The 25139-nt window shown below is 43.1% G+C and carries 20 protein-coding genes, 2 tRNA genes and 1 riboswitch; of the genes, 9 read left to right on the forward strand and 13 right to left on the reverse strand.

From position 1 onward, the window contains the following. The first annotated feature begins 26 nt into the window (after positions 1-26). Positions 27-176: a helix-turn-helix domain-containing protein gene (locus tag WCW_RS10550; RefSeq protein ID WP_420805050.1), complete on the forward strand. Its 150-nt coding sequence runs from the start codon at positions 27-29 to the stop codon at positions 174-176. Positions 177-323: 147 nt separating this feature from the next. On the opposite strand, the gene WCW_RS07580 is transcribed toward WCW_RS10550, so the two are convergent. Genes WCW_RS07580 through WCW_RS07590 form a run of 3 tightly spaced genes read right to left on the reverse strand, consistent with a single transcriptional unit; the run spans position 324 to position 2413 of the window. Further along, positions 324-818 carry a hypothetical protein gene (locus tag WCW_RS07580; protein ID WP_013182628.1) on the reverse strand — a complete coding sequence of 165 codons (495 nt, stop codon included), beginning with the start codon at positions 816-818 and terminating at the stop codon, positions 324-326. Positions 819-834: 16 nt separating this feature from the next. Continuing rightward, on the reverse strand, positions 835-1923 hold the full coding sequence (locus WCW_RS07585; protein ID WP_013182629.1) for an IS630 family transposase: 1089 nt from the start codon (positions 1921-1923) through the stop codon (positions 835-837). Beyond that, on the reverse strand, positions 1901-2413 hold the full coding sequence (locus tag WCW_RS07590) for an IS1634 family transposase (protein ID WP_041941584.1): 513 nt from the start codon (positions 2411-2413) through the stop codon (positions 1901-1903). Before WCW_RS07590 ends, WCW_RS07585 begins: the two co-directional genes overlap by 23 nt. A 120-nt stretch (positions 2414-2533) precedes the next feature. Here WCW_RS07590 and WCW_RS07595 point away from each other — a divergent pair, with 120 nt between their 5' ends. Next, positions 2534-3781 (forward strand): ankyrin repeat domain-containing protein, encoded by a 1248-nt coding sequence (locus WCW_RS07595; RefSeq protein ID WP_013182631.1) that lies wholly within the window; start codon positions 2534-2536, stop codon positions 3779-3781. Between the two features lie 55 nt (positions 3782-3836). Here the strand turns inward: WCW_RS07595 and WCW_RS07600 are convergent, their stop codons facing one another. After that, positions 3837-5096 (reverse strand): hypothetical protein, encoded by a 1260-nt coding sequence (locus WCW_RS07600; RefSeq protein WP_013182632.1) that lies wholly within the window; start codon positions 5094-5096, stop codon positions 3837-3839. A 357-nt stretch (positions 5097-5453) separates the two neighbouring features. On the opposite strand from WCW_RS07600, the gene WCW_RS07605 reads away from it, so the two are divergent. Beyond that, on the forward strand, positions 5454-6542 hold the full coding sequence (locus WCW_RS07605; protein ID WP_013181751.1) for an IS630 family transposase: 1089 nt from the start codon (positions 5454-5456) through the stop codon (positions 6540-6542). A gap of 109 nt (positions 6543-6651) precedes the next feature. Here WCW_RS07605 and WCW_RS07610 read toward each other — a convergent pair whose 3' ends face one another. The 7 genes from WCW_RS07610 to WCW_RS07640 all read right to left on the reverse strand — a co-directional run bounded on the left by WCW_RS07610 (position 6652) and on the right by WCW_RS07640 (position 16100). Continuing rightward, on the reverse strand, positions 6652-8529 hold the full coding sequence (locus WCW_RS07610; RefSeq protein WP_013182634.1) for a motility associated factor glycosyltransferase family protein: 1878 nt from the start codon (positions 8527-8529) through the stop codon (positions 6652-6654). Next, a complete protein-coding gene (locus WCW_RS07615; RefSeq protein WP_013182635.1) occupies positions 8513-11257 on the reverse strand; it encodes a 6-hydroxymethylpterin diphosphokinase MptE-like protein in 2745 nt (914 codons plus the stop codon). Before WCW_RS07615 ends, WCW_RS07610 begins: the two co-directional genes overlap by 17 nt. Positions 11258-11262: 5 nt before the next feature. Then, complete coding sequence (locus WCW_RS07620) at positions 11263-14364, reverse strand: 6-hydroxymethylpterin diphosphokinase MptE-like protein (protein ID WP_013182636.1); 3102 nt, start codon at positions 14362-14364, stop codon at positions 11263-11265. 10 nt (positions 14365-14374) lie between these two features. Further along, the gene (locus WCW_RS07625) at positions 14375-14797 is read right to left on the reverse strand and encodes a hypothetical protein (RefSeq protein ID WP_013182637.1); all 423 of its coding nucleotides are present in this window, start codon (positions 14795-14797) and stop codon (positions 14375-14377) included. 104 nt (positions 14798-14901) lie between these two features. After that, positions 14902-15360, reverse strand: coding sequence for a type I restriction enzyme HsdR N-terminal domain-containing protein (locus WCW_RS07630; RefSeq protein WP_041941585.1), 459 nt, complete (start codon positions 15358-15360; stop codon positions 14902-14904). Next, on the reverse strand, positions 15357-15995 hold the full coding sequence (hpf, locus tag WCW_RS07635; RefSeq protein WP_013182639.1) for a ribosome hibernation-promoting factor, HPF/YfiA family: 639 nt from the start codon (positions 15993-15995) through the stop codon (positions 15357-15359). Before hpf ends, WCW_RS07630 begins: the two co-directional genes overlap by 4 nt. 31 nt (positions 15996-16026) lie before the next feature. Next, positions 16027-16100 (reverse strand) — tRNA-Arg (locus WCW_RS07640). Between WCW_RS07640 and recO the strand changes: the two genes are divergently transcribed. The 6 genes from recO to WCW_RS07670 all read left to right on the forward strand — a co-directional run bounded on the left by recO (position 16097) and on the right by WCW_RS07670 (position 22225). Further along, a complete protein-coding gene (recO, locus tag WCW_RS10005) occupies positions 16097-16849 on the forward strand; it encodes a DNA repair protein RecO (protein ID WP_143876371.1) in 753 nt (250 codons plus the stop codon). The genes WCW_RS07640 and recO overlap by 4 nt on opposite strands. Before the next feature lie 46 nt (positions 16850-16895). Beyond that, a tRNA-Leu gene (locus WCW_RS07650) sits at positions 16896-16979 on the forward strand. Between the two features lie 28 nt (positions 16980-17007). Continuing rightward, on the forward strand, positions 17008-17787 hold the full coding sequence (locus WCW_RS07655; RefSeq protein ID WP_013182641.1) for an RMD1 family protein: 780 nt from the start codon (positions 17008-17010) through the stop codon (positions 17785-17787). Then, positions 17784-17993, forward strand: coding sequence for a membrane protein insertion efficiency factor YidD (gene yidD, locus WCW_RS07660; RefSeq protein WP_013182642.1), 210 nt, complete (start codon positions 17784-17786; stop codon positions 17991-17993). Before WCW_RS07655 ends, yidD begins: the two co-directional genes overlap by 4 nt. A gap of 40 nt (positions 17994-18033) precedes the next feature. Further along, a riboswitch (cobalamin riboswitch) is annotated at positions 18034-18234 on the forward strand. A gap of 188 nt (positions 18235-18422) precedes the next feature. Then, positions 18423-21179, forward strand: coding sequence for a ribonucleoside-diphosphate reductase subunit alpha (locus WCW_RS07665; protein WP_013182643.1), 2757 nt, complete (start codon positions 18423-18425; stop codon positions 21177-21179). Positions 21180-21190: 11 nt separating this feature from the next. Beyond that, positions 21191-22225: a ribonucleotide-diphosphate reductase subunit beta gene (locus WCW_RS07670; RefSeq protein WP_013182644.1), complete on the forward strand. Its 1035-nt coding sequence runs from the start codon at positions 21191-21193 to the stop codon at positions 22223-22225. Here the strand turns inward: WCW_RS07670 and WCW_RS07675 are convergent. Together WCW_RS07675 and WCW_RS07680 are read right to left on the reverse strand one after the other, a co-directional pair. Further along, complete coding sequence (locus WCW_RS07675) at positions 22222-24036, reverse strand: phosphoenolpyruvate carboxykinase (GTP) (protein ID WP_013182645.1); 1815 nt, start codon at positions 24034-24036, stop codon at positions 22222-22224. The genes WCW_RS07670 and WCW_RS07675 overlap by 4 nt on opposite strands. After that, positions 24036-25091 carry a rod shape-determining protein gene (locus tag WCW_RS07680; RefSeq protein ID WP_338063166.1) on the reverse strand — a complete coding sequence of 352 codons (1056 nt, stop codon included), beginning with the start codon at positions 25089-25091 and terminating at the stop codon, positions 24036-24038. The genes WCW_RS07675 and WCW_RS07680 overlap by 1 nt, the downstream gene beginning before the upstream one ends. Positions 25092-25139: the final 48 nt, after the last annotated feature.

Raw genomic sequence — 25139 nt, forward strand, 5'->3', positions numbered from 1 at the left:
AGGCATCGGAAGAAAAAGGACTTCCTGTGGGTCTTTCTCTGCGTGAGCTGGAAAAACAACTGATCATTGAAACACTGCTTGCCCACAACAATAATAAGAAGAAAACCGCTGAAATTTTAGGAATCAGCCCACGTACCCTGCGCAATAAGCTGAACGAATATAAAAATGGGAGCTGAATTCACCCAAATTTGAAGCGATTACCTGAACCATAAAAATTTTTTATGGTTCAGGTAATCATGGATATATCACATTCCTACAGGAGGGTTATATGTACCATGAAATCCAATCGCTATCTTGCCTTCATAAGTTGAGATAGTCTAGACTTAATCTGACGCAAAATTAAGTGGAAACATGCTGTCTGTCAGGTCAAGTCCAGAAGAGTTTGAAGTCTCTTCGGCATTAATTCCTTTTCCTTCCCCTACTTTGCTCTCATCCGCTTCTTTTTTTCCCTCTAAATTGGAGCTTGAAGAATCCTCTGTTTCGTTCTCTTCTGACGCATTTTTTTCTTTGATTTCTTCAGCAAAGCAAATGCCTTTTTCAGAACTTATGAATAAATTTCTTACAGATTCTGAAAAGAGGGCAAGACCTAAGCTGCAAATAACAGCAGCAACCCCCAATAGACCTCTTCCAAAGCGTTCTAAACCGGAAAAATTGCGCACTCTTATCTCAACGATCGTATATCGACGCCCTTCATAGTCGGAACTAGCTTCTTTTCCTTTCTCAGTATAAGAACCACCAATATGATAGCCTTTAAAGCTGTCGACAGGATGCCATTTCTCATTATTATACCGTTTATTATTCGAAAATAAATTTGACATCCCCTAAAACTGCATCTTAGGGGGTGGCGGGAGCCCCCATTGCTCGGAATCTATCTCCAACTCGAGATCTAAAACAACTCCCTAAAGAGCTCCCAGGATCTAGACCCGATAAAGTACGGAAAAACCCAAAAATTGCTTGACGGAACTCATAGAAATCCGAGTAGTACGTATTATAGACCACTGTTTCTTTCATCCACTTCCACAGTCGTTCGATTGGGTTCAAGTTTGGGCTATAGGGAGGGAGAAAGTGGAGTTGAATTTTAGAATTTTTTAGATATTTTGTAACCTCCCGGTTCCGATAATATGGGGCATTATCACAGAAAACGTGTATCCGGGTTTTCCCTGAATAATGTTGTTCAAGAGACTGAAAAAAGCGGATAGTCGCATCAGCATTTAACGTTTTGTCCTCTTGAAGAAATACTTCGTAAGATAGGATATCAATGGAACCGGTCAAATTAAGTCTGGATCTACCTGTATTTGCAGGTATTAGTTTGTCTACACCTTTTTTAATCCATCCATATCCAAGTTGAACGTTGTGAATAGGGTGAACACCGTCCGTGAAGCAAATCGTTTCATCACCAGGAAGATTTGCCTTGAATTTTGCATATGCGTCGATCCATTTCTGCTGTTCATCTTTGTCGGCTTTTCCTGGCACAAGCTTGGGTTTTTTGTAAGAAAATCCATGTCTTTTAAGCCAAGATGTCATTCCTGGTATCGAATAATGATGGCCAAATCTCACGTTCACATATGCAACAATGCTGGTAACGTGGAGATAGGTGTATTCAAGCAAGTGCTTCTCGAGCTCACTGGATTCTGAATCAGAAAGCTTTTCCATGCTGCCGCCACCTTCAGGCCGTAATTTTTTATGGCTCTGATATTCTTTGATATGATTACGAATAGCACCCTCAGAGAGTAGCAGAGCTTCGGCAATCTCCGGAAAGGTCCACCCTTTATCGTAAAGCAGTATTGCCTTAATACGATCGCAAATACGTCGATCTCTTTCGAATCGATGTTGTGCCTGAAGTTGTTCTCTTTCTTGTTTTGTGAGAAATTGCATGCTAACAGCATGCTGGGAAGTCGATTTAGCAACAAGTAAAATTTTCATTCATGAACGGTATATGATCCCTGCTATATCCCTTAGTAATTTTAATTCTGTGATCATCTTGTTCAAGGTCACTGTTATAATCACCATCAACATGAAAACTTGTTGAGTCAAGGTGTAGGCTGCTGATTTTAATGCCTAGAGTTTTTATAGCTTGAAGAGATATTGCACTGAATAAATCTGTCACACCCAAAGAAAAAAGCTTGTCAAGGGTTCTTCCGAGTACATTATTATCCACTTGTTCTGGGGAAACATCCGCTCCTATAAGATGTTCTAGAGGTTTATCTTCGAAGTATTCGGAGTATAAGTATAAAGTTCTTCCAATAAATCCTAACCCATTCATAATCATGCATTTGACACACTGACCGAAAGTTAGATTCTTATTTGGATCCTGATCTCCACAAGCCTTGTCAACCTGCTCCACGAGACCAATTTCATCACACATTCCTGCGACAAGACCCAGATGATCAATATTTGTTGTTGCTAATTCCATAGGCAAAGAATTTAGCAGATTTTTTCAGAAAATCAAAATTGAAATTTAAGGGTGACAAATGACGGTTACATTAATAAAAAACATTTATAAATAATTTAAAATTAATTATTTTAGACATTCATGCAAGTAACTCCCAGAAATTTTTTTACAGACTTTATGTTGGATCCTTTTTCCGAGAGAATCAGTAAAACAGACCGCAAAATCTGTTTTCTCGCATCATTCATCCTGGGATTATTCACAGCAGGACTTATCCATCTTAGCATGGCAATTTATAACTGGGCTGCCCGAAACATTGAAAACCACACCCGTGCACAAAGCGCGGGGGAAGGGCACAACCATCCCACCGTCCACTCTTCACATCGCCGCACCCCATCTGCAAATCAAAGAGATATCGAGATGATTCGACGCGAGTTGGAAAATACATTAGAAGCTCTCGAAGAACAAATCACAGACGACACTCAGCTGCACGATTTTAAAAAACTATCCCACCAAATTTTTGACAACTCTTCCCTACTGATCACCGAATGTGCAGAAGAGTCTGAGCTGCGTCGATCCATCATTGAAAGCACCAAGGACGAGCTCGGCGGATTGATCTCAACTGCTATTGGAGTCAAAGATATTCCAGAAGCGCAAAACTCTTTCAATCTGGCAAAGTGGATACATGAGGTTTCCAGTTTCATCCGCAAAGGAAGGCATCGTTACAAACCTGAAATGCAAGATGAACTTGACGCCATTTTGAAAAGTGGGCTAGACGTCAATACAAGAGCTGATTTATGGTTGAAGGGAACTGTTCTTCACCATTTAGCAAAATTAGGGAGCCCAAGTGAATTCGTCTCCATTATTGCGGACAACGGAATCAATTTTGATATTCAGGACGATTGGGGCAATACCGCGCTTGTTTGGGCAATTGCAAATGGAAATAACAGCATGGCTTCAGAAATCCTTAACTATCATCAAAATTTGGATATCGAATGCCACGGTAATCCTGCACTGCACCTGACCATCGCCAAAGGGTATAAGGACCGCACAAGAGACGGAAAACATCTGACTGTTTCTAATCTTCAACTTGTCCGGAAATTGGTCGATAATGGTGCAAGTCCAAATCTGATAAATAGAAATGGATACACAGCTCTTCACCTAGCTTGCATTCGCCGCGATCCTGGAATGATTCAAGCACTGCTTGACAAGGGAGGGGATTTGTCTCTCGAAACGCGCGATGGAAGGACCTGTAGAGAACTGCTGGAATGTACATTCGAAGAAGCAAAGGCAATCATCGAAAAGATTACTCCGCCCTACCTTCTGCCAAAAGAGGATTTCGACAACGGCTATCTGGCGTGCGTGAGCCTCCTTAACCAGGATATTTCATAAACTCTCGAGAAACATAAGGTGATCTCTCATGCATGAGAGATCACACTTTTTCCGTTTAAACTTTATCAGTAAAAAATAAGTTCAGAAACCCATTCCAAGCGGATCGGAAAAATCCTCCAATCGCATTGATCACTCCGCTGAACCACGAAATTTTCTTCTTTCTTTCCGCATTCACTTCAACGGGATCTTCCCTACGATCATTTAGCTCTTCCTCTTCTTCGATCTTTTGAGCTCCATTTAGACCTAGAAGCTGGTGATCATCAACTAAATCTTCAACTAAATCTAAATCAGGGGCATCATGGACGAGTGGTTTCTCTTGAAGATCATTTAGCTCTTCCTCTTCTTCGATCTTTTGAGCTCCATTTAGACCTAGAAGCTGGTGATCATCAACTAAATCTTCAACTAAATCTAAATCAGGGGCATCATGGACGAGTGGTTTCTCTTGAAGATCACTTAATTGCTCATTGATCTCATTTCTTCTTATTAAAAATTTTTCATCCAATTCTTCAAGACATTCATAGATTCTATCAATATCATCATATTTATTCAAACAATTACGATAATTATTTCCATTTTCAAATAGCATTTGAAATTTAATCTCCGACAACGAAGTGTTATTCTCTCTTCCTTTTCTAATCTCTTTTATCGCTTGAAGAACATTTTGCAAAGATTCTCGACCATTTGGAGAAATATTTTTTTTCAACCTTTCTTCGATCCGCTTAATGATTCCATTCAGCATCTCCTCATTTATGAGAGTTTGGAAAAAATATTCCTCCTTTTCTTGGATTCCCTTCTGAATTTCCTCAAGCTCTTCCGTCAACATTTTAATTGTATACTCATCGGAAGCTAAATACGCTTGCTTCCTCTCTTTTTCCTCGCATGTCAAGAACCGTTTTTCTTCGAGCTTACCAAATAATTTCCATATTTTATCATCATTGACTTCCCCAGAATGGATGTAATCTTGCTCCGATTGCACTCCCAATTTATGATAGAGATAAGCTTTTACACATTCTTGCTTCTCTGCATCCGATCCGAAAAGAGCAGCAGAAAACTCACGAATCCTATATAGAATGTGATCTCTTCTCCACACAAATTCATTCTGAGCAGAACAATTCCCGAATCCTTGAAAAAATTTATGACTCTTAGAATCATAAAAGAGCTTCGCCCCATTCCTGCATAAATCCATATTTTTGCTAAAAAGATCACTTAAGTCTCTATATCTATCAATTGCAGGCTTTACATGACTTTCGTATTGGCTGTTGTTATATTGTTGATAAAGATACTCTCTTCCTAAACGAATATTATCCTTATTCATAATAAAACCTCATTTTTTTTAAGACTAACACAAAATAATTAAGCAATTATAAAGATCTTTCAATTATACCGTTTATTATTCGAATACGTCGATCTCTTTCGAATCGATGTTGTGCCTGAAGTTGTTCTCTTTCTTGTTTTGTGAGAAATTGCATGCTAACAGCATGCTGGGAAGTCGATTTAGCAACAAGTAAAATTTTCATTCATGAACGGTATAAGTTGAATTTCATTTGCACTAGTAACAATTTTAAAATCAGACATTAAAAACTCCCTTTATTTATTGTAAGGAATAATACCATAAATTACTTTTATTTTTCAAAAAAAAACAAACATGAGAGGGTGCCTATACCGTTCATGAATGAAAATTTTACTTGTTGCTAAATCGACTTCCCAGCATGCTGTTAGCATGCAATTTCTCACAAAACAAGAAAGAGAACAACTTCAGGCACAACATCGATTCGAAAGAGATCGACGTATTTGCGATCGTATTAAGGCAATACTGCTTTACGATAAAGGGTGGACCTTTCCGGAGATTGCCGAAGCTCTGCTACTCTCTGAGGGTGCTATTCGTAATCATATCAAAGAATATCAGAGCCATAAAAAATTACGGCCTGAAGGTGGCGGCAGCATGGAAAAGCTTTCTGATTCAGAATCCAGTGAACTCGAGAAGCACTTGCTTGAATACACCTATCTCCACGTTACCAGCATTGTTGCATATGTGAACGTGAGATTTGGCCATCATTATTCGATACCAGGAATGACATCTTGGCTTAAAAGACATGGATTTTCTTACAAAAAACCCAAGCTTGTGCCAGGAAAAGCCGACAAAGATGAACAGCAGAAATGGATCGACGCATATGCAAAATTCAAGGCAAATCTTCCTGGTGATGAAACGATTTGCTTCACGGACGGTGTTCACCCTACTCACAACGTTCAACTTGGATATGGATGGATTAAAAAAGGTGTAGACAAACTGATACCTGCAAATACAGGTAGATCCAGACTTAATTTGACCGGTTCCATTGATATCCTATCTTACAAAGTATTTCTTCAAGAGGACAAAACGTTAAATGCTGATGCGACTATCCGCTTTTTTCAGTCTCTTGAACAACATTATTCAGGGAAAACCCGGATACACGTTTTCTGTGATAATGCCCCATATTATCGGAACCGGGAGGTTACAAAATATCTAAAAAATTCTAAAATTCAACTCCACTTTCTCCCTCCCTATAGCCCAAACTTGAACCCAATCGAACGACTGTGGAAGTGGATGAAAGAAACAGTGGTTTATAATACGTACTACTCGGATTTCTATGAGTTCCGTCAAGCAATTTTTGGGTTTTTCCGTACTTTATCGGGTCTAGATCCTGGGAGCACTTTAGGGAGTTGTTTTAGATCTCGAGTTGGAGATAGATTCCGAGCAATGGGGGCTCCCGCCACCCCCTAAGATGCAGTTTTAGGAGATGTCAAATTTATTTTCGAATAATAAACGGTATACAAAAAGTCCGTATACCGAATCAACTCAAAAAATCGAAATTTCATATTTTTTTTAATCACTATCGGTGTAAACCCTTCATTGCAAATTCTAACAACTTCAAATTTACCTGTGCTACCTCGGAAAGGAAGATGTATTTCCGTTTATTGAGATCGATCTTTCTTAAGTCCTTCTCTGCATCCGACAAAGAGTTCGTCGGATCGGATAAATCCTTGACCTCCTTATCCAAAACCTTTGTATATACCGCATTAAAGATCTCAAGCACTGCTTGAAAAGCTTCCTCATCAGCCAGTTCAACTTCAACTAATGAAGCGTAGGGCGTCTGCAACGGCTCGACATGCCCTTGCTTTTCGATCACATCGCGCATCTTTTCATTCTCTTCCTGCAAAACCGACAAACTCTCCAAACAATGGATCAACCCCTCCCTTAATTGATCCATCAACTCTCTTACACTCTTTTGCGTCACTTGAGGCAAGACTGCCTGGTCAAGAGCTGCAGCGATACGGGATGGGAGCCGGTAAGATTTGACAAGATACTCATCGAAGACAACGCTTAAATTCTGATTTTCCACACCTTCAAACCCAAGCCCTCCTTCCGTCGCATTGATTAATTTGACATCAGGATGCTCTTTGGCAAAATCCGACACCCATTTCGACTCAGAAATCCATTTCCATAACGTATAAAGAGGACGGCCATTGATATCCTCTTTCAATAAGAGATCCTCACCAAGGGATTTTGGATCAATTTCATTCACTTCCACTGCATTGTCTTTCGAGATTACTCCGGGAGAATAAAGCTTGCAGCCTGTGAAACCAAGATCCATGCCGACGAAAATGATAGGGCTGCACCCCATTCTGTAAGCAATCTCTAAAGAAAAATTGACAACATTCCTCCCCTCTTCAATTTCTTCCTCTTCAATTCCCAGTTTTTTTTCAAACCAGCCTGCAATTTCGTACCCTCCAGTTCCTGTTATGTAAAGTCTGGGTCCTTTAAGGAGATCCAATGCCTCCGGAAACAAACGCTGACGGTAAAAAAAAGGATAGTCCAATCTTGGAAGCTCTCTCAAGCGGTCGGCCTGCTTGGCATTAGGATCGATTCCCACACCGAAATGGGGGCTCACTCCAGCATGAAGCATCGCATTCAAGGAAGAACTTCCCCCAAAAATCAACGCTTTGTTCTTCATGTTTTTCAACGTTTTCAAACTGTTTTCCAAAGACGGCCCCGCCCCGCAAATGATTGCCGGAACCCGTTTGAATTTTCCGAACAGGCGATTGCCAAGAAGCGCCTGGTCCCACTTGAGCACATTCATATAAAAATTTCGATAAAATGCCGCACCATACTCCAGATACTCTTCTAACAGGCTGTATTTTGTCTGCATATCATAGGTCAGCCGGTGCTTTAACTCCTCGAAAAAACGAGCGCGGTATTTTTGATACGCTTGAGAAGGAAAAATTTTAAACGACCGTCCATAATAATGCCAAAATAGCTCGTTGAAGATCATATCGGCATCTTCGAGATTCTTTACGTAGGTCAGCTGAACCTGGCTGTGATTAAGAAGCTCGGAAGCTGTCTCGGTTTCAAAAAAACGGTAGATCACTCCAAGATTATCTTCCAAAAAGATCAGGCGCCTTGCCTCTTTTTCTTTTAGCCACTCTTTTGCAGCAAGAAAGTCATATCCCAAACCCACTCCGTAGATGAACACAATCTCTGTATCTTCAATCGCAAATGACTTAAGCCTTTCCCTGGATTCGCCTAAAGGATCACTCAAGGAATGGTAAGAAAAGGAAAAGTTTCCATCTTCATAGCGAAGCGCATCCGATTGTTTGGATAAAAGAAGATGATCCACTTCAACAAACTGCAGCCAAATCGCCTCTTTAGGGTGGGAGTGGGACCAAAGGGCCATATTTTCTTGTAGACGTTCTTCAGTTTTCCTGGTCATTAACAAGTTTTTCCATTTTCTTTTTCAACAAACCTAAAGAGCGGGTTCTCTCTTCTTGAGAAAGCGTGATCTCTTCACTGATCCTGTCAGGAATGTAGACCTTTTCCACGATCAACTTTCCCTTTTGACTCCACTTGCGCAAATCGTAATTGCCTTTGTCATCAAGAAACTTTTTTTCCGTTTTCAATTGCCCGTTGGCATACCACTTACGCGCAATCCCTACAGAGCGCCCGTGCTCATACTCAGACTCCCGCATCAAACATCCTTCCGGAGACCAATGCAGCTCTTTACCATGCCGCAAGCCATTGAGGAACTCCACGATCCGTTTCCTATTTCCATTTGCATAAAAAAGTTCCACCTTTCCATTCAACAGACCGTTATCATAATAATAGCGTGTTTTAACCTCGCCATTTTCTTCGAAAAATTCCTGACAGCCTTGGGGAAGATTATCTTTAAACCGCTGAATACTGAAAATTCTTCCGGAAGGATAAAACTGAAGGTTGACTCCTTGCCTCTCATCATTAAAGAACCAGCCTTGCGCCAAAACATTTCCATCAGGCCCATAGTACGTCGAAGGGCCGTGCAACCTCCCTTTTTTATAGAAGCATCTCCCTTTCAACCACCCTTTTCGATCATACAGCAAACACTCGCCATTATGACTATCACCTACCCATATCTGCCCTTTTTCCGGAGATTCTTTTACCCAAATAGGAGAATAATCATCTTCAAGATCGATTCCCAGCTCCTCTTGCCGAATTCTTAGCACGCCATTTTCAAACACACCTCCGGCATCGGGAATGGAGACCTCTTTTGCTTTTATTGAGTCTCCAGATTTTGCAGATAATAACGACCAATCAGTTTTTTTTATCCCTTTCAACTGGATCTCCACATATTTGTGAAGATATTTCAATCGATACAACTCTGTCAGCAGCATCTTTTTGTATCGATCCTCTTGATTTAGCAAATGAGAGTGAAATCGCAGCTGGATCATATCGCGCATCTTCTTCTTTTCAAAGGCAAAATCCATCTCCTTGATGAGATATTCATAAATCGGTTCCTGTTTAAGCTTCTCTTCTAATTCGGAATACCTGTCTGTTCCAACGCGCTCGGGAAAACCTATCCTTTGGTCATCTGCATCCAAAAGATCCATGATCATCTCTTTAAGCTGCCTCTCCCCTCTTTCAAGGCTCTCTTTCCACTCGTTTGCCGCTTCCTGAACCTTGGCACGGGTCACAGGAAGAGACCGCGCCAGCACAACATTCACGTGCACCCAATTATCCAAGTCATAACTTCTTATCAAATAGCGCTTTTTAATCTCTTCCAGAGGGATCTCCTCAGCCCCCTGGATCACCAACCCTTCAACCGTTCCATTAATGAGCTTCAATTCAGGATGCTGCTTGGCGTACAAGGTGTAGTAAGCGCCCTCGTTGATCCAGTCAGAGCGGGTAAAAATTCTTTTTCCTTTCGAGTTAACAGCAGGAATGACACGGCTTTTTGGAATCTCTTCAATGAACTGTGTTTCAGTTTTTTTATCCGTTGGATGTGCAACAATCCCTTCAGGATAACGCTTCTGCTCCGTATAGGAAAGATCCAACCCTAGAAAAACAATCGGATCGCATTTCAAATGCTCTGCTAAAGACATGCACGCGCACGTCGTGCTAACGTTGAAATGCACTTGCTGATCTTCTATTTCAAGCTTTGACAGCATCCACTTCACTGCACCATAAGATTCCGGCCCCCGAAAAAAAAGCTTGTTTGCGTGCAAAAGATCCGCAGCTAATGCATTAAAATGCACAGTTTGAAAATAAGGAACGGAAAATGCCGTGTTCATCAACATTCGACTCTCAGAGGTTCGATTCGGATCGATTCCGCATCCAAAGTGGGGAAGAATACCACAAGAATTTAAGACATTCATTCCCGTACCCGCTCCAAAAAGAAGCGCGCGGTTTTTTAACTGTTTGATAAGAAGCAGCTGATCCTTAATCGAAGGTCCAGCAGCGCAAATCAATGTCGGAACCCCTTCAAACTGCCTAAAGAGATCTTGGCCTCTCAACATTTCCGGAAGAGATAAAAGATTGGAGGAGAGATTTGCGATCAGCTCTTTGATCCTATCGCTGCTGCTAAATGCAAACAACCAGACAAGATCTTGTATTCTGAGATGGAGCGATTGCTTAAGCAATTTGCTGAAATCGGACCTGTGCTTTTCATAAGCTTCCGATATCGTGATTAGGTAAGTGTCGCGAATGCCGATATGAAGAAGCATCTCGAAACCCGCGGGGTAGCCGATTTTTCCACTTTCAAAATTTGATTCAATTGGCACAAGGAGAACTTGAGAGTGCGAAAGCATCTCAACTGCCAAAGGCATTTCGAAGACCTTTTTGATCAAACCAAAATCATCTTCCAAGACAATCATCAAACGTTCAGGATCCTCCTCCAGCCATTGCCGGGCAGCCTGGAAATCATAACCTGCCCCCAGGCCGTAATGGAAGATTGTCTTTAAACCTTTCCTCAGCTGTAAACTTTCAAAGAAACGCTCTGATTCCTTCAACGCCCCTGCCTGATCATGGTAGGCAAAGGCATTTCCATCCCACTGATGGAAAAGATTATCCTCTCCCAGCTCTGTCTTCAGGGCAGCGAGATGATCTGTCCTAGCATCTTCAATAAAGGAAACGTGATCGGGCCACTGCCTGCTAAATAGCTCAAAGCACCTTTGTTTGTTAGTTGTCATGACGCTCAAGCGCCGTTTTTGTCCTTTGGATGTTTCAGTAATTGATCCATCAATTGAAGGGTCTGCTCAATCGATTGAATATCCTCAGACATCTGCTCTGCAATTTGATCCAGCTGGCTTCCCAGAATTTTTTGCGTTTCAGGTGTCTTCCAAAGAGCTTCTTTAGCCCCCTCTGTTGTCTCTTCTCTAAACGATTCAATTTGCTGATAGACCTCGCGTAAGTGATCCATTTCGAAAACCAACTCTTTCATTTCCGAAGCAAATGCATCTGCATTTTCAATACCTTCTGCACGGTTCAACTCAGGGACAATATGGCTGACATGTCCAATAATCTCCTCAATGGATCCCGCCAGTTTGCCTGCCTGATTAGAAACTTTCTCAAAATAATCTTCTCTGAGAAGCAGGTCAGCGGGAAGCTTGACCCCGTCTGAAGACCATCCATGAACATAAATCACCTTTCCATTTTCATCATAAAAAATCTCTCTTGCCAACTGTCCATTCAAATGCCACGAGCGGGAAAATCCAATTGGCTTGTCGTTGTTATAATTGATCTCGATCTCTTTGATGCCTCCAAGATTCCAGATGATCTCTTTCCCGTGCCTCTTACCTCTAATGAAGTTGATTTTCCTTTTCAGGACTCGGCTGGAAAAATATTGGCAAACAAGCCCGTCCAGCTGCCCATCTAAAAAATAGGAACTGAATTTCAAATTCCCATTGGGATAAAAGCTTTCCTGTTTTCCCGACCGTTTCCCGTTGCGATATCCTTTAATTGCATAAAGGGAGCCCGAACGGTCATAAAACACAGATTTGCCATGTTTGCTTCCATTCAAGTAAAACGTTTGGCAAGCCAGCTGTCCATTTGAAAAGTAGCCTCTTGACGGCCCGTGCAACTTTCCAGATTGATAAAATTGGTCGCTGACCACTCTCCCTTCGTTATCGATAAATTCAACTTTACCACTCCATCCAGTCTGTGAAGAAACAAACTCTTGCATCCTGTCTCTGTCGTTCTCAATCTCGATTTTTAAAATGTGCTTTGTGTCAAGCTCCCCTTCAAAGGCCACGCCAAGCTCCGCATCTTCTACCCTAAACGCATTTTCATTGACTTCGTATGTTTGGCAGCTTATCCGTTCAAGCGCCTTCTGAACATCATTAACATCTTCTTTATCCGCATGTTGACTTGACAACCCTTCTGTAATCAAGTGTCGAATGCGATCTTCTTTTAAAGTTGTCATGATCCTTTCGATATTTTCCTTACAGACCGCTTTAAGAAAATGATAGCGTTTGAGATTCAATTGCGTGCGGCGCAAATTGATCTCTTTTTGATCGATCCGTTTGTCCTGTTCCTTATAAAATGACTCCATATCTTCTCTGCCATAAAAAGAGAGAAATGACTCGTTAAATCTCGCTAAAATGGCCTTGAAAGCCGCCTCTTGATTCAACAGTTTCAATTCTTGCAAAGCTATGTCTGTGATGAGTTTCGGATTTTCCTGATCCGATTGTTCAATCACCTCAAGAATTTTGTTAAATTCCTCTATCAAAATTGAGCAGTGACGTTTGCACTTCTTCAAACTGTCGGCCAAAAGCCGCATCTTATCAGCAACAACTTCCGAATCCACAATCTTCTGAAAAATGCTTTCCTGAACTCTTACATGGATCAAAGCTTCCAAATCGACCGGCGTCTTAAGATACCGATTCTTTACCTCTTCAAGAGATACATTTGGAACAGCTTCGACGCCGATGCCTCCTTCAGTTGCGTTGATCACCTTTATCTCAGGTTTTGTAATGCAAAATTGAGAGATCCATACCGATTCCTGTATCCATTTCCAAAGAGTCTGCACAGGATTGCCGTTGATGTCATCTTTTTCGACCACCTGCTCATTAACACTTCTCGTCTTCGGCAGCTTACCAAGATCGAGTATGGGATGGGGCAATATTCCGGATGCATACGATTTTCCTTCAGTATACGCCATATCGACCCCTACAAGGATAATCGGCGAGCATCCCAAGCTTGCTGCAATCGCAATGCCGAAATTGACAACATTCGATCCCTCTTCCAAATTTTTCCCTTCGATCCCCAGCTGCTCTTCAAACCATCTGGCAACCTGATATCCTCCGCTGCCGCTGACATAGAGGTGCTCTCCATGCAAAAGCCGCAGTGCCTCAGGGAATACGCGATTGCGGAAAAAATAGGGAACTTCATATCCCTGATTCATAAATAGACGGGAATATTGGCTCAAATTAGGATCAACTGCGATACCGAAATGAGGAAGCCAACCATCAGCATTCACAGCATTCATGGAAGACCCTCCTGCAATCACCAGCGCATGATCGCTTAATGTCTCCAAAAGAGCTCGATTTTTTTCCAATGAAGGACCTGCCCCACAAATAATCGCCGGCACTCCCTGAAATTTCTCAAACATCTGGTCTGCAAATTTTGATTCGGAAAGCTCTAACAGATTCCGGTAGTAATTTGCGAAAAACTGCCGCCCATAGGTCAGCTGTTCCAACAGCTGGAAAGTATTAAAGTTTTTGTAGTAGCCTACAAGCTTTCTGCAATCTTCTACGGTCTCCGGCTTTGTCTCTTCGTAGAGCTTCAAAGACGAGAAAACGGGTTGATGCAGAAAAAGAATTGCGGGGATAGAGCCGAAACTGGATTCGAGAAGCCTGCCTTTCTCCCCTCTTTCTAGAAAATACAAAAACGTCTGATCGTGAGTTAATAAATTTCTCCCGATTTCGGAATTAAAAAGATGATAAACGACTTCCAGATCATCTTCAAGAAACACTAAACGGTGTTCCTTAGCCTTTTCAAGCCAAGACTTCGCGGCGTTGAAGTAGTGCCCTGCTCCAACTCCGTAAACAAAGATCACACTCGATTGGTAAAGATTGAGCGAACGGAACCACTCCTCAGCCTCCTCAGCAGCATTCTCGGCTGAGTGAAACGTCTTTTCAACTCCGTCAATGGCCTCTTTAAGATTCGGTTCGCCGTTGGCCGTCTCGCAAAAAGCGATTCTTTCAGGACAGAGCTCTAACAAAAGGGTAGACTGCTTTGGACAGTCAGGCGCCCATCTACTCACATTTTTAAGGAGTCTTTCCGAATGCATTGTCATCTCCTACCTCCTAAAGCGGCAGCCACCCTTGTCCGCCAAGTTTTTTGAATTTTTTCTTTCTTTTTTTTCCCGTCGATTTTTCTTGTTTTTTCTGCATCTTGGCAGCGCGGAACCTAAGCTCATATTGCTTTTCCAATACCTGCAGTCTTTTCTTCAATTGATCAGCGCGCGCAATCATTTTCTGACTTTTCGTCGTTGGATTGTCAGAAAAATTCTCTATGTGGCTTCCCAGCTCCTCATCGGTAATTCCGCTCATTTTAAGCGCCTGATCGGTGACATTTCTAAAGAACTGCACCTTCATTTCCAGAAAGTCCAGCTGATTCATCAAGTCTTTGTCGACTTTTCCCTTGATCGCTTCTTTCTTGTTTTCATCAGCGACTTCCAGCAATTCTGCAATTTGATCTAATATTGAATCGAAAGGCTCTGATTCCACTTCCTACCAACTGCCTTTTTTAAGAGGGTGTCTATAATTATACGTTCATTTTTGATTATAACATATAATTTTAAATAGGCAAATTCGGATAGAAACTCTTCTCGTTAAAAAAGACAGCTATTGACCAGATCGGCATATCGAGGAAGCCCATTGATAAATTCATAGCCATTCATCGAAGGGTTAAAACGACCGGTTTGGACTCCTTCCGCATTTGCAAGGGAAATGAATAAAGATTGTAAATAACGGTTATACCCGATGACTTGATTCTTTGCTTTCGCATCTAATTTAACCGACTTGCATTCAATAAGCAGCAATGGATATAGCGAATGCTTTGGATGAATTCCCTTGGCAAAGCAGACAATATCTGCCCGCCTGCTCGGAATCTGACGAGAATTCAAATTAAGATGAGGCATCTGATCCAGCCCCCTCTCAACAACAAGAGTTTCCAATGGATAACCTAAACGGTTCACCATTAAGCTAAGAAGAGATTGCCTGATCATCTCTTCCGGAGTCGAAGCTACAGAAAATTTTCTGACCAGGCAATGGAGAAATCCTTGACTCAAGACTCGACTTCAATCACTCCGAAGTTTTCGTCATGACGTCTGTAAATCACTTTTAATTTTTGATCTTCCTCGTGACGGAAAATTAAAAATGGATCAAGCGAGAGCTCCATTTTCATGACTGCCTCGTCAAAGGTCAACGTTTTTAAGGGAACAGTTTTCTGCTTGACAATCTCATGCGGTTGATACCTTTTCAGCAGCTCTTCCCTGTCCTGATCCTCGATGTCAAGGTTGAAATCCTCTATCTCAGCCTCTTCAGGCTTTTTGAAGACATTAACCTTCAAGTCGACAATATTGGCCGGCTTGGCAGTGTGCTCCCTGATACGCGTTTTATAACGGCGCAACTGGGTTTCAATTTTTTCGACAGCGCGATCAATCGAAGCATACATATCCGTAGTGGATGCGGTGCTTTTGATTTTGACATGATCCACTTTAATCACAATGTCAACCCGGTGATCAAGCTTTTGGATATCCATAATGACACGAACATCTATGATACGAGACGTGAAGCGCTCGATTTTTGAAAGCTTGTCAATAGCGTAGTCTTTCATCGCATCTGTGACGAGGACATCGCGCCCGGTAACATGGATCTTGTAACCTTCTCCTACAAATTCTTTTGCTTTTGCATTCCCTTTCATCTTATCTATGACCTCGCCAAGTTTTCAGATCTGCACCGAAGAGGACTCGAACCTCTAACCACCCGGTTCGAAGCCGGGTACTCTATCCGATTGAGCTATCGGTGCTCAAACCAACTCTTTCAAGTGGACATTCTAACCACACGCAAGATAAACTGAAAGCAAAAAATATGGAAACGATACGTGCAGAAGGGATTATCCTTCAATCCCTCCCTGTAAAAGACTGGGATCTATTAATTACCGCATTCACAAAAGAGTTCGGTGTCATGAAATTCTACTACAAAAAGGGTCAAAGCAAGAAGAGAAGCAAAGGAGCGTTGACCTCGCCATTGACATGCGCTGAATTTATCTGCCGAAAAGGAAATTTTGATCTGATCCCGCTTAACGAAATTTCTGTGATCGATCTCCACATTGACTTGAGAAAAACGCTGGAATTTCTCGAATACTCATGCTCCTGGCTGAAACTGATCCAGCGTTCACAGCTTCCCGGGAAACCAGCTCCGAATCTTTACCTGCTATTAAAAGCATTCTTACACTCCCTGCCCCAATTTCCAAAACCGGAAACGCTGCATGCTTGCTTTCTACTTAAACTTTTAAGACACGAAGGGCTGATAGAGCTCAACCCTTTTTGCTCAGTTTGCAGTGGACCTGCCGCTTTCCAAGCGGGAGAACCGTTTTGCGCCTCCCACTGTTCAACCAACGCCATCCCCTTTAATGCAAATGAATTGGATTTAATGCAGACGCTGACATTTTGCCGCTCGCTCAAGGAAATTGAAAATGAACGGATCGACTTTTCTTTCCTTGAAAAAATCTCGCAACTTTATAGAAGGATCGCCGAAGATTTTTCTACTTGCTAGAATCCACCTCCCAATGGTATAGTTTGGGCTCTTTAAGTGATATCCTGCGGAAGTGGCGGAACTGGTAGACGCGCTATCTTGAGGGGGTAGTGGGGTTTTCCCCGTGGGGGTTCAAGTCCCCCCTTTCGCAATTTTTAAATCAATCCATTGAGGCCTCAATGGAGTGTTGCGCTTTTTGCACAGCCTCTTCTTATCAAATTAAGCCGCTTTTTGAGTCGCTTAAGGCTCAATATACTTCTTCGTTGATGAGAGACGTTATCCATGTGGAGTTTTCCAAGGGCGTTGATGTCTTTTATTTTCCCTTTGGAGCTGTTGTCTGCTGGGGCGTTCCTTTAGAAAAAGGAAAGCAATATCTCAATTTGGTTGAAAATTTTGCCATTAAGCCATTGAATGAAATTGAAGAAGAACATTTCACATTTACTTATGGAAATAAGTATCAATTCATTGAAGACAATCTCGTTCTGCCAAACGATTTGGCAATGACGAAATTGACAGTTTCCCACGGTTTTGCTCAATCCGTGAAATTAGGAGCTTTTGAACACACGATCTCAAGTTCATTTGAAAAAACCCGTCAAATCCCGATCAATCTAGCTTCAAAGGGGAAAATTCCGCTCTCAAGAAAAGAGATACGAAAAAAAATGGGCGCCCTATTTTTAGATCGCAGTTCAATCAACCTTCACGTCGATGTTTTAGACACGCCTGAATTCTTTTGGGAGCATCCTGAACTTGAGCCTATGTACCTCGACGTCGCCAATGAACTGGATATTCAAAACCGCGGGCAAGTCCTTAACCAACGATTAGACGTTCTGCGGGAATTATTTGAGATGCTTGGAAATGAGTTGAATCATCAACACTCATCCAGGCTGGAATGGATCATTATTTGGTTGATCTTGATCGAAGTGATCATCACTCTTCTCACCCGTCTGAATCTCTTATGAAGCACCTACTCTCTTTCCTTATTACTCTTTATCAATGGTGCATCCGACCTCTTCTGGGGCAAAACTGCCGTTTCAGTCCCTCCTGTTCGGAATATGGAAAAGAAGCGCTCATCAAACATGGAGCGATCAAAGGATTGTGGCTGATTCTAAAACGGTTAATCAAATGCCATCCCCGCCACCCGGGCGGCTGCGATCCTGTCCCCTGACCGTCATTTTTCTCTTTCTGGAAATCACAGCTTTCGCATATAACTCTTCTTAACTGTCAGTGGCAAACACCATCCGGTTTTTGCCTTAAAAGGGAACTCGGTGAGAAGTCCGAGACTGCCCCGCAGCGGTATTTGGGAACGAAATTCGCAATCTTAGCACTGACTGAACAAGTTGGGAAGCAGCGAAAAGTAGGTGATTTTGCCCATAAGTCCGAAGACCTGCTGACAAGGCCGCATACAAAGCGGCAATCATATCCCCAAACCTTCGAGGGAAAGGTTGGACCGGTTCAGATTGTCTGTTTTTTTACACAGCTCTTCTCCACCCTGTCCCCTATTTTCTCGAAAACGATATCGCGCGAGGGAGGCGATGGGGAACAATTAAGCTGGAACTCCCTCCTTAAAAATCGAACGCTAAAAGGGATGATATCCATGACCATCAACACATTAGAACAAAAAATCTCCGTAAGGAAACGGGATAAACAGATCACTCCATTCAATCCGGAAAGGATTAAAAACGCGATCTCTTCTGCTTTTAGAGATGTATGGAATCTTCAATCCTACCACACACTTGACAAAGCGCAGCAAGTGATCATCGGGCAGGTGTTTGAGGCCGTCATCGAAAAGATTCGCTGCGAGAAGCCGTTCGATACTCCGATTGATGTGGAAAGGATTCAAGATTACGTCGAACTTATCCTGATGCGGCAAGAACACTACAAAGTGGCCAAAAGCTACATCTTGTACAGAGAAAACAGGGCAAAAGCACGGCAGCAAAAAGAGGAGGAGGCTCCAGCGATCCGAGTTAAACTCATCAATGGCGATAGCGTTGCTTACAGCCAAGAAAAGCTGAAGCTCTCATTGAAACGGAGCTGTCAAGATTTTGAGCCTCTCTGTTCTTCTGAAGAACTGATGAAAGCGATCGAACCTCAATTATTCGACCGAATCTCAAGCGAACAGATCAGGCAGGCTGCAATCCTGGCCGCCAAAAGCTTAATTGAAAAAGAGCCTGCTTATGACAAGGTTGCCGCTAACATCCTTCTTCAAAAAATTTACCGGGAAATTGAATCCTTACCCTTCTCCAATTTCTCATCCTACATCCAAAAAGGTGTCGAAGCGAAAAGACTTCATTCCGATCTCCTCGGATTCGACCATCGCCTTTTGGAAGAGGCGATGGAGCATGAAAGGGATCGGCAATTCTCCTACCAAGGGCTTCAAACACTATATGACCGCTATCTGATCAGAATCAGCGAACAGGTTGCTGAACTGCCTCAGTTTTTCTGGATGCGGGTGTCGATGGGCCTTGCGCTTAATGAAACAGATAAAAATAGTAAAGCCGTTGAATTTTATCACGTTTTATCCTCTTTCGATTATATTTCCAGTACCCCTACCTTGTTCAATAGTGGAACATGCCATCCGCAATTGTCCAGCTGCTACCTTTCCACCGTTCAGGATGACCTAAACGATATTTTCCGCGTCATCAGTGATGACGCCAAACTCTCGAAATGGGCTGGAGGGATCGGCAACGACTGGACAAACGTCCGCGCCACCCAAGCGCATATTAACGGAACAAATGGAAAGTCTCAAGGAGTGATCCCTTTCTTAAAAGTGGTCAATGACACAGCAGTCGCTGTCAATCAGGGCGGAAAAAGGAAGGGAGCTATCTGCTGCTATCTTGAAACTTGGCACCTTGATCTCCCTGAATTTCTCGATCTTCGGAAAAATACCGGAGACGACCGCCGACGCACCCATGACATGCACACGGCAAACTGGATTCCGGACCTCTTCATGAAAAGGGTTGAAGAAGATGGAGAGTGGACGCTGTTTAGTCCCGATGAAGTTCCAGACTTGCACGACTTATACGGCAGGGCATTCGATAAGAGATATGAACACTATGAAAGAGAAGCAAAAGCTGGCAAGATCAAACAATACCGCACATTTAAGGCAATTGATCTATGGAGAAAAATGCTGTCGCGCCTATTTGAAACAGGACACCCATGGATCACCTGGAAAGATCCTTCGAATATCCGAGGAAACCAAAAACATGCCGGAGTCATTCATTCGTCCAACCTTTGTACAGAAATTCTTCTGCCTACCTCCAAAGAAGAAACTGCTGTCTGCAACTTAGGCTCTGTCAATCTCCGCAACCATATCAAGGAAGGGAAATTGGACGTTTCCCATCTTGAAAAAACCATTGCAACAGCTATTCGCATGCTGGACAATGTCATCGATATCAATTTTTATCCGACACCGGAAGCGCGAGAGTCTAATTTACGCCACCGTCCGATCGGCTTAGGGATGATGGGATTCCAGGACGCTCTTTATTTAATGGAGATCCCCTACTGTTCACAAGAAGCAATTGCTTTTGCCGACTCTTCGATGGAAACGATCAGTTATTTCGCAATCAAAGCTTCCTCTTTGCTCGCCAAAGAAAGAGGCTCCTATCCAAGCTTCAAAGGATCGAACTGGGACTTGGGGCTGTTTCCACATCAAACAATGGCTCTTTTAGAAGAGGAGAGAGGAATTAAGATTCCGATCGACCAATGCTCATCAAGGGATTGGAAAACACTGCTAGAAATCATCCGGCAAAACGGCATGCGCAACAGCCACGTTCTGGCCATTGCTCCGACAGCAACAATCAGCCAGATCGTTGGAGTCTCGCAATCTATTGAGCCGCAATACACCAATTTATTTACCAAAAGTAATCTTTCAGGAGAATTTACTTCAGTCAACCACTACCTGGTAGAAACGCTGAAATCGCTCAATCTTTGGGATCAGGAGATGCTGGACGAGCTAAAATATCACGACGGATCCGTTCAAGCAATCCCTCGCATCCCTCAGGAAGTCCGAGAGCGATTCCGCACAGCATTTGAAGTGGGGGCAGAGTGGCTGATCCGATGCGCTGCGGCAAGGCAGAAATGGATCGATATGGGGCAATCTTTAAACCTCTATCTGACCGAACCTTCAGGAAGAAAACTTGACGAAATGTATCGCTTGGCATGGAAATTAGGGTTAAAAACCACTTATTACCTGCGTACAAGGGCTGCAACTCAAGTAGAAAAATCAACTTTAGATATCAACAAATTCGACATTCAACCGAAATGGATGAAGAACAAAAGCGCATCGAGCAGCATCGCTCCCAGACAGGGGCAATGCAGCATTGACGATCCCACTTGTGAAGCTTGCCAATAAAGGAGGAAAATATGCAGCAATTCCACACAAAAAATACAGGACGCTTTCGCAGCGACCAGAAGAAATTGATCAATTGCTCTGAAGTAGACGTTAACCAATTGCTTCCATTAAAGTACAAATGGGCTTGGGAACATTACCTTAATGGGTGTGCCAACCACTGGATGCCCTCCGAAGTTCCCATGACCAAAGATATCGAAACCTGGAAATCTGATTCAATATCAGAGGATGAAAGACTTCTCATCAAGCGCAACTTAGGTTTCTTTGCCACAGCGGAAAGCTTGGTTGCTAATAACCTTGTCCTTGCCATTTTTAAACATGTCACAAACGCTGAATGCCGCCAATACCTCCTGAGACAAGCCTTCGAAGAAGCTCTTCACTCCCATGCGTTCTTGTATATCGTCGACAGCTTAGGACTCGAAGAGCAAGAGATCTTCAATATGTATCGGGAAATCTCCACAATTTCAGAAAAAGATGAATTCGAAATGCAACTGACAAAAGGGTTGATCGACGGCGAAACAAAAACGCTGGCAGGAAAACAGCAGTTTCTGAAAAACCTCGTTGGCTACTACATCATCATGGAAGGGATCTTTTTCTACAGCGGATTTGCAATGGTCCTCTCTCTTCATCGACGCAATATCATGCCCGGCATCGGTGAACAGTTCCAGTATATCTTGCGGGATGAAACAATCCACTTAAATTTCGGAATTGACCTCATTAACGGGATTAAAGCGGAAAATCCTGAAATCTGGAATGAGGACTTGACCGATGAGATCAATGGATTGGTTCAACAAGCTGTTGAATTAGAAATCGCTTACGCCAAAGAGTGCCTGCCCCATGGTGTGTTGGGGCTAAATGCCGGATTATTCGTTGAATACGTCCAATACGTGGCAGACCGTCGCTTAGAAAGAATTGGACTCTCTGCAATCTATAAATCGAGCAACCCTTTTCCCTGGATGAGCGAAACGATGGATTTGACTAAGGAGAAAAACTTTTTCGAAACGCGAGTTACGGAATATCAAAGCGCGGCGGTTTTGAGCTGGGATTAGCTTTTTTCCAACCTCTGGCGCAGGCCATTAAGCTCTTCTTTAATCCCTTCAGGAAGCCTGCTGCCAAACATGCTGAAATACTCTTCCAGTTTGGCCGCTTCCTGTTTCCAAGCTTCTTTGTCTACAGAAAGAAGCTCTTTTAAATGTTTAAAGGAAATATCCAACCCCTCAAGATCCAAACCATCTACAGTCGGCAGATATCCGATTGGACTCTTTTCAGCTTTTCCACCCCCTTCAGTCCGTTCAAAAATCCACTTCAATACACGGCTGTTCTCGCCAAATCCGGGCCATAAAAATTCACCTTCTTCGCTTTTTCTAAACCAATTGACATAGTAAATACGGGGAAGCTTAGAGACATCCGACTGTTTTCCCATATTCAGCCAATGACCAAAATAATCTGCCATGTTGTATCCGCAAAAAGGCAGCATCGCAAATGGATCGTGGCGTAAGCAGCCCACCTCTCCTGCCGCTGCGGCAGTGGTCTGAGAAGAAACGCTAGCCCCTAAGAACGTTCCATGCTGCCAGTTAAACGCCTCGTAAACAAGCGGCACAACAGCTGCGCGGCGCCCCCCGAAAAGAATCGCAGAGATCGGCACACCCTTTGGATCTTCCCATGCAGGATCGATCGTCGGGCACTGGGAAGCAGGAGAAGTGAACCGCGCATTTGGATGGGAAGCTTTCTCTTTACTTTCAGGAGTCCAATCCCTTCCAAGCCAATCTGTTAAATGCTTTGGAGGTTCCTTAGTCATCCCTTCCCACCAAACATCTCCTTCATCCGTTAAAGCAACATTGGTAAACAAGCTATTCTTCCTGAAAGAGAGCATGGCATTGGGATTGGATTCCATAGAGGTTCCGGGCGCAACCCCGAAAAATCCCGCTTCCGGATTGATTGCATACAAACGGCCGTCATCACCGAATTTCATCCAGGCAATATCATCGCCAACCGTTTCGACTTTCCAACCAGGAATCGTTGGAGTCAACATCGCTAAATTCGTTTTCCCACAAGCGCTTGGAAATGCTGCGGCAATATATTTTTTCACTCCTTCAGGGTTTGTTATCCCCAAGATCAGCATATGTTCTGCCATCCATCCCTCATCGCGAGCCATCGCAGAAGCTATACGCAGCGCAAAACATTTTTTTCCAAGCAGAGCATTGCCTCCATATCCGCTTCCATACGACCAAATTGAGCGTTTTTCAGGGAAGTGAACAATGTACTTGTTATCTGAATTGCACGGCCAGGGAACATCTTTCTGGCCGGAATCAAGAGGAGCTCCGACAGAATGAAGACAGGGAACAAATGTGCCGTCTTCCAAAACCCCCAACACCTCTTTTCCCATGCGAGTCATGATCCGCATATTGCAAACAACATAAGGAGAGTCTGTGATCTGCACACCGATATGCGCAATGCTAGATCCCAGAGGACCCATGCTAAAAGGGATCACATACATCGTCCTGCCTTTCATCGACCCTTTGAACAACTTCAGAAGAAGATCCATCATCTCTTTCGGATCCTTCCAATTATTCGTAGGTCCGGCCTCCTCTTTTTTTTCCGAACAAATGAACGTGCGTCCTTCTACACGCGCAACATCGTCTTTCGTCGACCTGCAGTAATAGCTATTTGGACGGAGAGATTCGTTCAACTTGACCAATGTACCAGCCTGTACCATTTCCTGGCACAACTGTTGGTATTCTTCATCCGATCCGTCGCACAAATGAACCCGATCCGGCTGACACAATTCGCGTATTTCGCGAATCCAGTGAGTCAATCCTTCATGTGCTGTCCACTCCTCCAATTGATGCTTTACTGTCATTATGCTGTCGCCTTCCTTTTCTTAAATTTATCCAAATATTCCAACGCCTTGCCCGTCCCTAAGCACACGGCAAGCAAAGGGTTTTGCGCTAAAATGACCGGCAAGCCTGTCTCTTTGATTAAATATTTATCCAAACCCTTAATCAAAGCACCGCCTCCGGCAACAACCATTCCCCTTTCTACCAGGTCTGCCGCTAATTCCGGAGGGCATTTTTCCAAAGTCAGTTTGACGCTTTCAATAATCTGTTGGATCGGCTCAGAAAGGCACTCTCGAATTTCCACAGAATTGATCCTCTTAGTCACAGGAAGACCTGCAACCTGATCGCGTCCGCGAACCTCCATTTCAAGTTCATTTTCTCCTAGAGGATAAGCTGAGCCGATCGTCATCTTAATTTCTTCTGCCGTCCTTGGGCCAATCATCAAATTGTAAGTGCGGCGCATGTAGTTGATGATGCACTCGTCAAATTCATCTCCGGCAATACGAAGAGATCTGGACTCAACAATGCCTCCAAGGGAAATAATCGCAATTTCAGTTGTTCCCCCACCGATATCGATAATCATGTTTGCAGAGGGTTCATGAACAGGAAGATCCACCCCGATCGCAGCAGCCATCGGTTCCTCAATCAAAATCACCTCCTGAGCTCCTGCGTGAAGCGCCGAGTCTTCCACAGCCCTCTTCTCCACTCCCGTAATTCCAGAAGGAACCGCAATAAGAATTTTAGGACGAAACAAGCTTCTAGAAGGCGTCACTCTTTTAATCAGGGCTTTTAGCATCCCCTCGGCGACTTCAAAGTCAGCAATCACTCCATCTTTCATAGGACGGACAGCATGGATTTTCCGCGGAGTCCTTCCCAGCATCGCTTTAGCTTTATGCCCGACGGCAAGCACCTCGTTTGTATTGGAATCAACAGCAACAACAGAAGGTTCTGCAAGGACAATCCCTTTGCCGCGTACGTAAACCAGTGTGTTTGCCGTCCCTAAGTCAATCCCAATATCATTGGAAAATACGCCTCGGAAATTTTTAAAATTTCCCAGAGATGTACGCATTTTGTTCATAGATTCTCTCAATCCGGTTTCCGTTTTTTTATTCATTTTTCACCTTAT

It is taken from the genome of Waddlia chondrophila WSU 86-1044 (genome assembly GCF_000092785.1).
In the GTDB taxonomy this organism is placed as follows: domain Bacteria; phylum Chlamydiota; class Chlamydiia; order Chlamydiales; family Waddliaceae; genus Waddlia; species Waddlia chondrophila.